15 protein-coding genes and 1 tRNA gene are annotated in these 12,819 nt (G+C 57.2%); 9 read left to right on the forward strand and 7 right to left on the reverse strand.

Annotated features, from left to right (window positions below):
• Positions 1 to 960 carry an agmatinase gene (gene speB / locus OA238_RS12440; RefSeq protein WP_015495444.1) on the reverse strand — a complete coding sequence of 320 codons (960 nt, stop codon included), beginning with the start codon at positions 958 to 960 and terminating at the stop codon, positions 1 to 3.
• Positions 961 to 2,142, reverse strand: coding sequence for a M20 aminoacylase family protein (locus OA238_RS12445; protein WP_015495445.1), 1,182 nt, complete (start codon positions 2,140 to 2,142; stop codon positions 961 to 963).
• A 62-nt stretch (positions 2,143 to 2,204) separates the two neighbouring features.
• Here OA238_RS12445 and mazG point away from each other — a divergent pair, with 62 nt between their 5' ends.
• Entirely contained in the window at positions 2,205 to 3,038 is an 834-nt protein-coding gene (mazG, locus tag OA238_RS12450) for a nucleoside triphosphate pyrophosphohydrolase (protein WP_015495446.1), read from the forward strand.
• Here mazG and OA238_RS12455 read toward each other — a convergent pair.
• The 3 genes from OA238_RS12455 to OA238_RS12465 form a co-directional block, all read right to left on the reverse strand.
• Positions 3,035 to 4,840, reverse strand: coding sequence for an ABC-F family ATP-binding cassette domain-containing protein (locus OA238_RS12455; protein WP_015495447.1), 1,806 nt, complete (start codon positions 4,838 to 4,840; stop codon positions 3,035 to 3,037). The two genes, mazG and OA238_RS12455, sit on opposite strands and share 4 nt — an antisense overlap.
• Before the next feature lie 149 nt (positions 4,841 to 4,989).
• Positions 4,990 to 5,580 (reverse strand): GNAT family N-acetyltransferase, encoded by a 591-nt coding sequence (locus tag OA238_RS12460; protein ID WP_015495448.1) that lies wholly within the window; start codon positions 5,578 to 5,580, stop codon positions 4,990 to 4,992.
• Positions 5,581 to 5,743: 163 nt separating this feature from the next.
• On the reverse strand, positions 5,744 to 6,205 hold the full coding sequence (locus OA238_RS12465; protein WP_015495449.1) for an outer membrane protein assembly factor BamE: 462 nt from the start codon (positions 6,203 to 6,205) through the stop codon (positions 5,744 to 5,746).
• A 92-nt stretch (positions 6,206 to 6,297) separates the two neighbouring features.
• Between OA238_RS12465 and OA238_RS12470 the strand changes: the two genes are divergently transcribed.
• The 8 genes from OA238_RS12470 (at position 6,298) to OA238_RS12505 (ending at position 11,817) form a co-directional block, all read left to right on the forward strand.
• Positions 6,298 to 6,888 (forward strand): YceD family protein, encoded by a 591-nt coding sequence (locus OA238_RS12470; RefSeq protein ID WP_015495450.1) that lies wholly within the window; start codon positions 6,298 to 6,300, stop codon positions 6,886 to 6,888.
• Between the two features lie 178 nt (positions 6,889 to 7,066).
• On the forward strand, positions 7,067 to 7,273 hold the full coding sequence (gene rpmF, locus OA238_RS12475) for a 50S ribosomal protein L32 (RefSeq protein WP_044036744.1): 207 nt from the start codon (positions 7,067 to 7,069) through the stop codon (positions 7,271 to 7,273).
• A gap of 27 nt (positions 7,274 to 7,300) precedes the next feature.
• Positions 7,301 to 8,428 carry a phosphate acyltransferase PlsX gene (gene plsX / locus OA238_RS12480; protein WP_015495451.1) on the forward strand — a complete coding sequence of 376 codons (1,128 nt, stop codon included), beginning with the start codon at positions 7,301 to 7,303 and terminating at the stop codon, positions 8,426 to 8,428.
• Positions 8,425 to 9,396: a beta-ketoacyl-ACP synthase III gene (locus OA238_RS12485; RefSeq protein WP_015495452.1), complete on the forward strand. Its 972-nt coding sequence runs from the start codon at positions 8,425 to 8,427 to the stop codon at positions 9,394 to 9,396. Before plsX ends, OA238_RS12485 begins: the two co-directional genes overlap by 4 nt.
• 92 nt (positions 9,397 to 9,488) lie before the next feature.
• Positions 9,489 to 9,791 (forward strand): integration host factor subunit alpha, encoded by a 303-nt coding sequence (gene ihfA / locus OA238_RS12490; RefSeq protein ID WP_015495453.1) that lies wholly within the window; start codon positions 9,489 to 9,491, stop codon positions 9,789 to 9,791.
• Positions 9,792 to 9,802: 11 nt separating this feature from the next.
• Complete coding sequence (locus OA238_RS12495) at positions 9,803 to 10,522, forward strand: MerR family transcriptional regulator (protein WP_015495454.1); 720 nt, start codon at positions 9,803 to 9,805, stop codon at positions 10,520 to 10,522.
• A gap of 69 nt (positions 10,523 to 10,591) precedes the next feature.
• Positions 10,592 to 10,668: transfer RNA gene (locus OA238_RS12500), tRNA-Pro, on the forward strand.
• 66 nt (positions 10,669 to 10,734) lie between these two features.
• Positions 10,735 to 11,817, forward strand: coding sequence for a 2'-deoxycytidine 5'-triphosphate deaminase (locus OA238_RS12505; RefSeq protein WP_015495455.1), 1,083 nt, complete (start codon positions 10,735 to 10,737; stop codon positions 11,815 to 11,817).
• A 142-nt stretch (positions 11,818 to 11,959) separates the two neighbouring features.
• On the opposite strand, the gene OA238_RS12510 is transcribed toward OA238_RS12505, so the two are convergent.
• Both OA238_RS12510 and OA238_RS30170 read right to left on the reverse strand, forming a co-directional pair.
• Positions 11,960 to 12,490 (reverse strand): hypothetical protein, encoded by a 531-nt coding sequence (locus OA238_RS12510; RefSeq protein WP_015495456.1) that lies wholly within the window; start codon positions 12,488 to 12,490, stop codon positions 11,960 to 11,962.
• A 69-nt stretch (positions 12,491 to 12,559) separates the two neighbouring features.
• Entirely contained in the window at positions 12,560 to 12,757 is a 198-nt protein-coding gene (locus OA238_RS30170; protein WP_083906718.1) for a hypothetical protein, read from the reverse strand.
• Positions 12,758 to 12,819: the final 62 nt, after the last annotated feature.

A 12,819-nucleotide genomic window follows, 5' to 3' on the forward strand; every position in this document is an offset into this window, starting at 1 on the left:
TTACCTCTTATTCCAAAGTGCCAAACAGCACAATTCAAACCCGACATGCGCCCCCGCGACCGCCGTGATGCCGCTGGGGTCATAGGGCGGTGACACCTCAACAATGTCACCCCCGACCATGTTGATCCCCGCCAAATCGCGCAACATCGCGGCCGCTTGCCAACTGGCCAGACCGCCCCAAACCGGGGTCCCCGTCCCGGGTGCAAACGCCGGATCCAATGCGTCGATATCAAAGGTCACGTAGGTCGCGTTGTCGCCGACAATCTCTTTGGCGCGTGACGCCGTCCACGCAACTCCCTTTTCATGAACCGTGCGCGCGTCGATGTATTCCATCCCGCAATAGTCGTCACACTCAGTCCGAATGCCGATCTGCACCGATCGCTTGGGATCCACCAATCCCAGTTTCACGGCCTTATACATGAACGTTCCATGATCGAAGCGGTCCATATCGTCGTCCGCCCAAAGGTCGGAATGCGCATCGAACTGGATCACACTCAGCAGGCCAAACTTGGCCGCATAGGCCTTCAAGATTGGCAGCGTAATGAAATGATCGCCCCCCAATGTGACAGTCCCCACATCTGCCGCCAGAATACCCGCGATATAGGCTTGGATCGCCGCAGGGGTGGCCGCCACGTTGGCATAATCAAACGCCAAATCACCGTAATCCGCGATGGCAAAATCGCTGAGCGGATCAAAACCCCAACCATAGGGCGGATCATAGGGTTGCAGCGTGCTGGCCTCACGTATAGCGCGCGGTCCAAACCGCGTTCCTGGCCGGTTTGTGACCGCCTGATCGAACGGGATGCCCGTGACGCACAGGTCCACCCCTTTCAAATCCTTGGTGTATTTGCGCCGCAGGAATGACGTGGCCCCGCCAAACGTGTTCTCGAACGCGCAGCCTTTCAAGTCGTCGCGAGTGAACGCGAGATCAATCTGGCCCTTGGCATCCTCCAGCGCCATTTAGTTGCCGCCCAGCGGTAATGCACGTTCCGCGATGCGCGCAAAGAATGATGCACCATATGGCGCTGTGGCATCGTCAAAGTCATAGTTAGGCTGGTGCAGCCCTGCCGATGCACCATTGCCGACAAACAAATAGGACCCCGGCGTTTTTTCTAGGAAATAGGCGAAATCCTCTGCGCCCATTTCGCGCGGTGCATCCGGCACCACAATCCCCTCAGCAGCCACTTCGCGCGCAACTTCCACCGCGAATGCGGTCTGGTCTGGCGAATTGATAGTCGCGGGGAACCCTTCGTCGTAGCGCAAAGTCGCCTCAACGTTGAACGCTGCGGCATGGCCCGCCACGATTTCGGTCATGCGTTTCATCACCATGGCCTTGACCGTCTTGTCGAACGTGCGCACCGTTCCGCCAAGATAAGCGTCTTCGGAAATCACGTTATCAGCCGTGCCCGCGTGGATCATCGTGACCGACACCACCAGATCATCCAGCGTGCGATTGTTACGGCTGACAATGGTGCCCATCGCCTGTGCAATCGACAACGCCGCTGGAATCGGGTCGCGGGTGTCTTGCGGATAGGCGCCGTGGCCGCCCTCGCCCTTGATGTCCACATGAAACGAATCGACCTCTGCCATGATTGGCCCGGGCGTGGTCAGAAACTGGCCCACGGGGAGTTTTGGCAGATTGTGCAGCGCATAGACTTCTTTGATGGCGAACGTCTCAAGCATGCCTTCCTCAACCATCAACTCGGCCCCGCCGCCGGTTTCCTCAGCCGGTTGAAAAATCAGCGCTATCCGGCCTTTGAAATTACGTGTCTCGGCGAGGTATCGCGCAGCACCCAACAACATTGTGGTATGGCCGTCATGGCCGCAGGCGTGCATTTTACCAGGCGTTTTGGACGCCCAGTCCGCGCCCGTGGTCTCAGAAATCGGCAGCGCATCCATATCCGCGCGCAAACCAATCGTCGGCCCGTCGCCGTCCACGTAATCGCGACCAGTGATAATTGCCACGACACCAGAAATCGCGATGCCTTCGTGAATTTCATCCACCCCGAAGTCACGCAAACGTTCCACCACGAAGCTGGCGGTCTTTTGGCATTGCTGGCCTAATTCGGGATGCTGGTGCAGGTATCTGCGCCATTCGGTCATGTCTTCGGCGAAGGCGGCAATACGGTTGATGACGGGCATGGGTGGACCTCTGTTCGGTGTGGGAATAGCCTAATCTTACACCAATGGAGCCACCCTACAATATGTCCAAAGACCCTCTCATCCATTCCACCGATCCAGCCGCGCAAATGGACCGCCTTTTGGCGATCATGGCGGCCCTGCGCGACCCGCAAACCGGCTGCCCGTGGGACATCGAACAGACCTTTGCAACAATCGCGCCCTACACGATTGAGGAAGCCTATGAGGTCGCGGACGCAATTGAGCGCGGCGATATGGATGAATTGCGCGGCGAATTGGGCGATCTGCTGTTTCAGTCCGTCTTTCACGCGCAAATGGCCGATGACGCGGGGCATTTCAATTTTAGTGACGTGGCCCGCACGATGTCCGACAAGATGGTAGCGCGCCACCCTCATGTATTCGGAAGCGAATCCCGCGATAAATCTGCCGATCAACAAACCGCCAATTGGGAAGTCATCAAGGCCGCCGAACGGGCTGGCAAAGATCAAGGCCGCACGCTGGACGGTGTCGCAGTCGGCCTGCCCGCACTGTTGCGCGCGCTCAAGCTGCAAAAACGCGCCGCACGGGTCGGGTTCGATTGGCCGGACGTAGGGCACGTTATTGATAAAATAGCCGAAGAAGCCGCCGAAGTTGTCGAGGCCCGCGATACATTAACCCAAGATGAAGTCACCGAAGAAGTTGGAGATTTGCTGTTCGTTATGGCCAACCTCGCGCGGCATCTGAATGTCGATCCAGAGGTCGCGTTGCGCCAAGCCAACGCCAAATTCCAGCGGCGGTTCGAATTCATCGAAGACGCATTGGCCCGCGACGGCCGCACCCCGCTCGACAGTGATTTGGCCGAAATGGACGGATTGTGGAACGCTGTAAAAGTGGCAGAAAAAAGCGCGCTAAAACCTTAGCGCACGGCCTTTTCTTCCAGCAGCAGCCATTCTTCTTCTGCGTCAGACAGTGTCGAATGACGGTCCACCAGCGCATCGGTGGCTTTCTGAAACTTCACCGGATGTTCAGTGAACAACGCCGGATCCGACATCAGCTCTTCCAGTTTGGCGATCTCGGCCTCAAGGCGCGCGATGACCTTTGGCAGTTCCTCAAGGCGGTGCTTTTCGGTGAAACTAAGTCCTTCGCTGACAACAGCTTTACCCTTGCCAGATTTTGATTTCGTCTTGGTTTCCTTGGCGACAACGCCCTCAATCTCGGCGCGCTGGTTAAGATAATCAGTCCAGCCCCCCGCGTAAGTCACAGCCTGCGCATTGCCTTCCATCGCGATGGTCGTCGTCGCGACGCGGTCGATAAAATCACGGTCGTGACTGACCAAAAGCACGGTGCCCGGATAATCCCCAAGCAGGTCTTGCAGCAGGTCAAGCGTTTCGATGTCCAGATCGTTGGTCGGTTCGTCCAACACCAAAACATTGGATTCGCGCGCCATCAAACGCGCCAGCAACAGCCGCGCCTTTTCACCACCTGACAAAGACCGCACAGGGGCGCGCACTTGCCCTTCGTCAAACAGGAATTCTTTCAGATATCCGACAACGTGCTTGGGCTGGCCACGTACCATGATCTGGTCGGCCTTGCCGCTGACCGACATGCTCGGGTCCGTGGTCAGGTTGTCCCACAAGGTCGTTTCGGGATTAAGTTTCGCGCGCGCCTGATCAAACACCGCGATGTCCAGATTGGTGCCGTGCTTGATCGACCCCTCATCAGGTGCAATTTCACCCAGCAACATCTTGATAAGGGTGGTTTTCCCCACACCGTTGGGGCCGACAAACGCGATGCGATCACCGCGATTTACCGTCAGATCAAAGTTTGAAACGATTGGCTTTCCAGCAAATGTTTTGCTTAAACCGAATGCCTCGATCACCTTTTTGCCGGAGGCTTGGCCCGCATCCAGTGCCATTGCAGCGGCGCCTTGGCGCTTGATCTGGCCGGACTTTTCGGCCCGCAAATCCTGCAACGCCCGAAGGCGGCCCTGATTGCGTGTGCGGCGTGCGGAGATACCCTCCACCGCCCATCGCGCCTCTTGCTTGATCTTGCGATTAAGCTTGTGGCGCTGCATGTCTTCGTCTTCCCACGTCTTGTCGCGCCATTCTTCAAAATGGGCGAACCCCTTTTCCTGACGGCGGACTTGGCCGCGATCAATCCAAAGGGTGGCGCGGGTCAGCGCGTTCAGAAACGCACGGTCGTGGGAAATCAGCACGAATCCGGTGCGAGTTTGCGACAATTCTCGCTCAAGCCAGCAAATCGCTTCGATGTCCATGTGGTTGGTCGGTTCGTCCAGCAACATCAACCCTGGCGCTTCGGCCATCAGTTTTGCCAAGGCCGCGCGGCGACGTTCACCGCCCGATGCGACATTTACATCACGGGCCGGATCAAATTTCAGCCCTTCGGCCACCGCATCAACGCGCCATGTATCCGATGCGTCTAGCCCGCTGGACGCATAATCGCCCAATGTGGCTGACCCTTCCATCGTCGGGTCCTGTTCCATGTAGCCCACCGACATGCCCGGTGCGACGACAACGCCACCTTTGTCGACGTCTACCAAACCCGCCATCACCTTGAGAAGGGTGGATTTTCCCGACCCATTGCGCCCAACCAATGCGACACGGTCGCCCGGTTGTACGACCAAAGACAGGTCTTCAAAGACAGGATCCCCACCAAAAGTGAGGGCGATATCGGTAACTTGTAATAGGGGTGCTCGTGCCATGGGGTCTGCTAGCGTCACCGCGCGGCGTCTGCAAGGGTCCTAACGCGAAGTCCTTGCAGCAACTGCGCGCAAGGCCTTGGCACGGGCGGGCGGAATCTTGGCAATCTCGACCCCGGTAAAGACGTGCAGCGTGTTCATCGCAGTGTCGATCACCGCATGATCACTGCCCCCCCCCCCATGGCGAGGTAGGTTTTCAACAGCATCGGCACCTGCGCCATTGCCTTCGCATGATCCAATATCGCGCGATCTGTGACACCTTGCGCATTTTTCCCAAATTCCACGACCTGCGGTGCCTTCACATCGGGATGCCACTGGTCGGGCGCCTGATGACGTTGCGCAAGTAGGTCAAACGCTTGGCCGTAGATCGCAGCGTCCGTGCCAGCAAAAGACGAACAGCCAAACAACAGGCCCACGGACCGCGCATCCACAATCGCCGCCAACATGCCCCAGGCAATGCACAAGACATCTGGATCACGCACATCCGGCACGACACAAAAACGGCCGAGTTCCAGCATCGGGGCCGGATAGTGCGAAAGCCGTTCCAAATTATAGTATTGCGCAGAATAGCTGGCCTTGATTGCAGCGCCGGACGGGATCGACATCAGCCGATAACTGCACACCAACGCGCCAGCCTGATCCTCAACCATGATGTGATCGCAGAGCGAATCGAATTTATCGGTTTCAATCCCGCCGTTGCGGTCTTGCCCGCCTGCATCCTCGACAAAACATCTATGGCGCAACTGCTGGCATCACTGCACATCATCGCCACTGCGGGCAAACCGCACAGCATATGCTCCGCGCCTTAACACGATCTCTTCAAGGGGTATTTGAGCTGTGGGCATTGTTATTCAGGCCCGTCTTTTTTCAGGCCCGTGGCTAAGGATTGCTGCGCAGGATGCGCCCTCACCCTTCACCCAAGAAATCACCGGCGTCAAACCGACCGATGGACCCGAACAACTGACGCAGGAATGTGGTGTCGCGCACGTTATCTTGGGTCACGCGGCGCGACAAAGCCACGACATTGCCGTTCTCAAGCCCAAAGCGTTCCACGTTGGACACAACACCCGTGTCATCAAATTGGATCGCCACAACTTCGCGGTCAATTTCCTTTGGCTCCAACGGCCCAATCAACTGGAACCGGCTTTGCACGTAGAAATACCCGCCACCGTCGGTCACGCCACCTGCCGTGGGCGGGCCAATGATATCAAAAACCGTGCCGCGCGTATCCACGCCAACCAGAACTTCGGCAAGCTGATCATCACTCGGAATATAGCCGTGGTTTCGGTAAAGCGTTGTGCACCCCACCGTCATCATCAACACACATGCGACCAGTGCTGCGCGCGTTTTGCGACCCGTGATGTTCATGCTTAACTGCAACCTGATATTCCCGTCTTGGCTTCTGATGGCTTTTGACGCATTTACAGCCATTCGGAGACGTAATTCAAGGGTGACCGCATATGTCTGATCTGCCGACCCATCCCATCCGCTTCGCGGACCTGCCTACACGCAAGCGTTCACATTTCACGATTGAACCCGACAGCGACGGCCGCAAAGCGATCGCGCGAACCATCGGCGTGCTGAAGGTGAAGAAACTACGCTTTGACGGCGCACTGATTCCCACCGGCAAACGCGACTGGCGGATCGAAGCGACATTGGGCGCGACAATCAGCCAAGCTTGCGTTATTTCGCTCGATCCCGTGACCACGCGCATCGACGAAGAGATCACGCGCTCCTACATCTCGGACTTCGACAAGCGCGACGACACATCCGACGACACCGAAGTCGAGATGATTGAAGACGACACCACTGATCCTTTGCCTGAAACGCTCGATCTGATTGATGTCATCGCCGAAGCCCTCGTTCTCACGATGCCGCCCTATCCGCGCAAAGAGGGAATCGAGGCCGAGACAGTCGGCGTCACCGAACCCGGTAAAGCCGTCATGACAGACGAGGACGCCCGCCCGTTTGCCCGCCTCGCGGTCCTGCGCGCCGCGGCTGAAAGTAAAAACGAAGGACCAGGCGATGAACCAAACAAGGACGAAGATTAACAACACCTACTGGGAAAGGTTGCGAAGTGGCGAAATCGCCTTATCTTCGAGCCTTCTTTCAGAACAACTCTCGACAGGCTGTCGCTAATGACCTAAAGCCCGTCCGAACGCTTGAACAAAGCACGAAATTCACACGGTCCACCTTACGATCAAAGGACCCACTGCCCGAGGTTGCGACATGGCTGTCCCACAGAATAAAATCTCCAAATCCCGCCGGAACAACCGTCGGTCCCACCACGCTCTTGACGGGGCAAACCCGAACGAGTGCGCATCGTGTGGTGAACTGAAGCGTCCACACCACGTATGCCCGTCTTGCGGCAAATACGCAGAACGTGAAGTGATTGCACAAGCAGACGAAATCGATCTGGACGACGACGCAGCATAAGCACTAGGATCGTCGGAAGGGAACATTATGTCCGCGACTGACCAATCCACAGCACCACTTGTTATATCTGTCGACGCCATGGGCGGCGACGAAGGACCCGCGCCAATTGTCGCGGGTCTTGCGCGTTTCCTTCATCAAGACCGTGACGCGCACATCCTGCTGCACGGCCCAAAGGCTGAACTTGAACCGCTGATCGCCAAGCGGAAACTCACAAAATCAGTTACAATAGTTGATGCGCCCGACGTGGTCGCGATGTCCGACAAACCCAGCCATGTTATGCGCCACGGCAAATCGACATCCATGTGGTCGGCCATCGATTCTGTGCGCAACAAAGACGCCGCCGCGTGTGTGTCGTGTGGCAACACCGGCGCATTAATGGCCGTGTCGATGATCCGCCTGCGCAAAGCCGAAGGCGTGAACCGCCCTGCCATTGCCTGCCTCTGGCCGTCGCGCAACGCCGCTGGCTTTAACGTCATGTTGGATGCTGGTGCTGATATTCGCGCCGACGAAGAAGACCTTTTGACCTACGCACTCATGGGCGCATCTTATGCGCGAAACGGTCTGGGGCTGAGCCGCCCGCGTGTCGGATTGCTCAACGTCGGCAAAGAAGAACACAAAGGCCGCGCCGAATTAAAGGTCGCCAACGACATCATCGCCCGTGCCGCACCGCTTGGCGAATTCGATTATGTGGGATTCGTTGAAGGCGGAGATCTTCCCTCGGCGCGGGTTGATGTGATCGTCACAGACGGATTTACCGGCAATATCGCGCTGAAAACCGGCGAAGGAACGGCGAACTTTATCTCCGAATCACTGCGCGCCGCATTTAAAACAACGTGGTTTTCGCGCATCGCGGCCCTTCTCGCGCTCACATCACTTCGCCGTCTGAAGAAAAAGATTGACCCTCGTCGCGTCAATGGTGGCATCTTTCTTGGTCTGAACGGCACCGTCATCAAAAGCCATGGCAGCGCCGATGAAACCGGCGTTGCAGCCGCCGTTGCCCTCGCCGCCCAGCTCGGGCGGTCCGGCTTTTCTGACAAGCTCGCCGCGCGGGTTGCATCAGCAGCGGCACTTGGTCAAGATGACGCAGCGACCAGTGACGCACCGGCGGCCCAGACGATCCAGCCGGCCCCAAACAAGGAAACAAGCATCAAATGACCATTCGCGCAATCGTTCGCGGCGTCGGGCACTATCTGCCTGACCGCGTCGTCCCGAATTCGGAATTTGAAGCCACGCTCGACACCACAGACGCATGGATCAAGGCCCGATCCGGAATTGAACGCCGCCATTTCGCCGCCACAGGCCAAACAACGTCCGACCTTGCGACACGCGCCGCCAAAGACGCCTTGTCGGACGCTGGCATGGACGGGTCCGACATCGACACCATCATATTGGCAACCTCGACCGCCGACCTGACATTTCCGTCTTCCGCGACAATGGTGCAGCGAAACATTGGCAACACCACAGGCTATGCCTTTGATATTCAAGCGGTTTGTGCCGGATTCGTATTCGCCTTGGCGAACGCAAATGCATTGATCATATCGGGTCAAGCCAAACGCGTTCTGGTCATTGGCGCTGAAACCTTCAGCCGGATAATGGACTGGACCGACCGCGGCACCTGCGTTCTGTTCGGCGACGGCGCGGGCGCGATGGTGTTGGAAGCCGCGCAAAGCGCGGACAATCCCGATGATCGCGGCATCCTCGCGACCGATTTAAATTCCGACGGCACCTATTGTGATCTACTCTATGTCGATGGTGGCGTGTCGACCCAGAACACCGGCATGTTGCGCATGCAGGGCAAAGAAGTGTTTCGACACGCGGTCGAAAAGCTCGCCTCGACAGCCACAACGGCGCTGCAAAAGGCTGGCCTCGGCCACGAAGACGTCGACTGGGTCGTCCCCCATCAGGCCAACATCCGCATCATCCAATCGACGGCCAAAAAGCTTGGCGTGCCGATGGAACGCGTTGTTGTCACCGTGCAAGACCACGGCAATACCTCCGCCGCGTCGATCCCCTTGGCCCTCTCGGTTGGCGTGCAACGCGGCCAAATCAAACGCGGCGATCTTGTTGTCACCGAAGCGATCGGTGGCGGCTTGGCTTGGGGCGCTGTTGTCCTGCGTTGGTAGCAGGTTTTCGGATTCAATGCGGCCCGACAAGCCCTTGTTATTGACTTTTTTTTCCCCTCTGCATAGAGTTGCCCAGTAACCAGGGGGACAAAATGACCGACAAGACACTGACACGCATGGATTTAGCGGACGCTGTACACGAAGAAGTGGGCCTGTCGCGCAACGAAAGCGCCGATCTGGTTGAGAGCGTTTTAACCCAAATGTCTGATGCTCTCGCGGGTGGTGATAGCGTGAAGATATCATCCTTCGGGACCTTCTCGATCCGCGACAAAGCGGCCCGCATCGGTCGCAATCCCAAGACGGGTGAAGAAGTGCCAATCACGCCGCGCCGCGTGTTGAGCTTTCGCCCAAGCCATTTGATGAAAGACCGCGTCGCTGCGGGCAACAAAGGTTAGGAACCTCGGACGTGTCCAAATCCCGTGACGCATTCCGCACAATTTCCGAAGTCTCAGATGAGCTGGCAACCCCAGCCCACGTGTTGCGCTTTTGGGAAAGTAAGTTCAGCCAAGTCAAACCTGTAAAACGTGCAGGCGGTCGGCGCTACTATCGGCCCGCCGACTTGGACCTTCTGGCAGGTATCAGAAAACTGCTTCATGATGATGGAATGACGATCAAAGGTGCACAAAAATTACTGCGCGAACAAGGTGTTAAGCACGTCGTCAGCCTCGGTGCGACAGCCCTACAGGCAGACGCGGACGCAGCTGGCAGACCCCGCGACGCGTTAGAAGTCGCCCCAGTAATCGATCCAGTCGTCGCTCCAGTGGGCGCCCCGCCCAAAGACGACACAACACCGCCCCTTGTGGTTGAGATCAGCAACGTGGTCACCCTGCCCGATCCAACCCCAACGGGCCCCGCGCTGTTGCTTGATCTGACACCCAAGTCCGCGCCCAGCGATCAAACAGAAGCCGCGCCAAGTGATCCATCAGACGCGCCTGCTCTGCAACAAAGCGCCGCAAAGGCTTTGAACATTCCCTCTGACCCATCCGACAAAGACAGCAAAGCGCGTGCGCGGGTGTTTCATATGTTGCGCAAAGCATCGCGCGAAGGGCTCGCCGCACAAGCTGGCGCGATTGCGCCGCTTCTTGACCGGATGCAGATTCTGCGCGACACCATAAGCTTGCGATGATCACTTGGTCCGGTTTATGCGTTTTTCACCTTGCCCCGCGCCCCATTTGCGATATGACGAGCGCCAAGTCGGGCCATGGCGCAGTCTGGTAGCGCGTCCGTCTGGGGGACGGAAGGTCGCAGGTTCGAGTCCTGCTGGCCCGACCAAAACATAACCGCCCGCCGCGCATCTGCGCAGGTGGGCGTTTTTGCGTCTAGGATCAAAGGTTTGCGATGAAAAACGGCGTACTTTCCGACACTCAGATCAGCACCTTGATCGATGGTGGTGCAATCTCTGCATCTGTTGGTTTTGAACATGGACAAGTGCAACCTGCCTCGCTTGATTTGCGGCTTGGCTACCGCGCATATCGTGTTCGCGCATCGTTTCTGACGGGGCGTGGACAATCTGTGGCAGACCGTCTGGCGCAATTTACCATGCATGAAATTGACCTGACAGATGGCGCCGTGCTTGAAAAGAATTGCGTCTATGTTGTGCCGCTGATGGAATCACTCTCCCTGCCCCAAGGCATGACTGCCGCAGCAAGTGCCAAATCCTCGACCGGACGGCTTGATCTGTTGACGCGGATCATAACGAACAACGGCGTAGAATTTGACCGCGTGCCCGAAGGCTACGCAGGCCCGCTCTTTGTCGAAATTTGCCCGCGTTCATTTTCAGTCCTCGTACGTCCCGGATTGATGTTGAACCAGATTATTTTCCGCAACGGCAAGACCTTCATCAATGACAGTGACCTGACCGCGCTGCATGCCAAAACCCCCATCGTTGATGGCGACGCCGTAATTTCTGACGGCCTTGGGTTCTCCGTTGATCTGAAACCCCAAAGCGGTGATTTGGTCGGCTACCGCGCCAAACCGCACACGGGCGTTATCGATCTGGCGCAAGTTTCCCATTACGAACCGTCCGATTTTTGGGAAGAGGTGCGCACGACCGACGGCCATATCATTCTTGATCCCGGTGCCTTCTATATTCTGGTCAGCCGCGAATCGATTGCGATTCCGCCCGATTGCGCAGCAGAGATGGCGCCCTACATTGCGATGGTCGGCGAATTTCGAGTGCATTATGCTGGGTTCTTCGATCCCGGCTTCGGTTGGGACGGTGCCGGTGCCGGTGGCGCAGGATCACGCGGCGTGCTGGAAGTGCGCTGTCACGAAGCACCGTTTGTCCTGGAACACGGGCAAATCGTCGGGCGACTGGTCTATGAACACATGTCGCAAACGCCTGCCGCGCTTTATGGCCAAGACATCAAATCGAACTATCAGGGTCAGGGCCTCAAACTATCCAAACACTTTAAGACCTGACCCAAATCAGGCGGCTGCACCGACTGATGTATCCTGCCGTTTTGTCGTGCGTTCAGGGCCTGCCAATGGTCCGGTGACACTGACGTTGGCTTTGCGAGCGTACTTCGCCATCTCACCTGCTATTTTCGCGAGGTGCAGCATATCATCTGCGCGTGATCACATCGCCTGACAGGAGCGCGGCATGCAGGAACGGGCGGTGACTATATACCGACACCATGGCAAGGGACGCAAAGCCCATGCTGAGCAAGGCAAACCCGCCAATCGAGCCGCCATAAAATGTCATGCCAAATCCTGCGACCGGGCCGAACAGACCGCCCGACACAGACCCTGTCGCGCTTGATAGCATCCCATCCATCAGACGCGCAATGCTGACATATAAAATGGCAGTCAAAACACCGATACGAACCATTGACGATAAGCCACGTCGCTTTGTGCGCAGCACGCAGCCTGCGAGTACGATCAGGCACAGCCCGGTCAAAGGATGGGTTGCGCCACCATTTGCGCCACCGTTTGCCAAGAATCCTCCCGACAGGTCAGCGCCCGTAAAGCCCACCACAAGCCCAACACCAGCTAATGCGATCGCCGCCCATGTGAGCGGTAAACCTAAGCGCAATGCGGCGCGAACAAATTGGAAATGACCGCCCGCAGATCGGGACAATGATAGATTCGGCACCTTGAACCTCGCAAATTGACTTGCGACGTTTATGAGTTTCTGACGCTGAAAATTTCGCTAACGACGGCTTTAAAACTTCGTGAAACGCCGCATAAGCCGGCTTGTCTGGCGCAAACCACGCGTTGTTTGCCTGCCCTGACGTTCCGGATCACTGTCTTGCTGGGTCTGGTCGCGGTTGCGGTTGCCACGATTGCTGGCAGCCCGAATACCGCTGTTAATGCCCTTATTCAAAAGGCGACGCAGGATCATACTGATAATTCGTTCCATGGTATCGTCCTTCTGTGGGTGCCCTATACATAGGGGTTTGGGCCCTAATTACAATTATCCTC

It is taken from the genome of Octadecabacter arcticus 238 (assembly GCF_000155735.2).
Classification (GTDB): domain Bacteria; phylum Pseudomonadota; class Alphaproteobacteria; order Rhodobacterales; family Rhodobacteraceae; genus Octadecabacter; species Octadecabacter arcticus.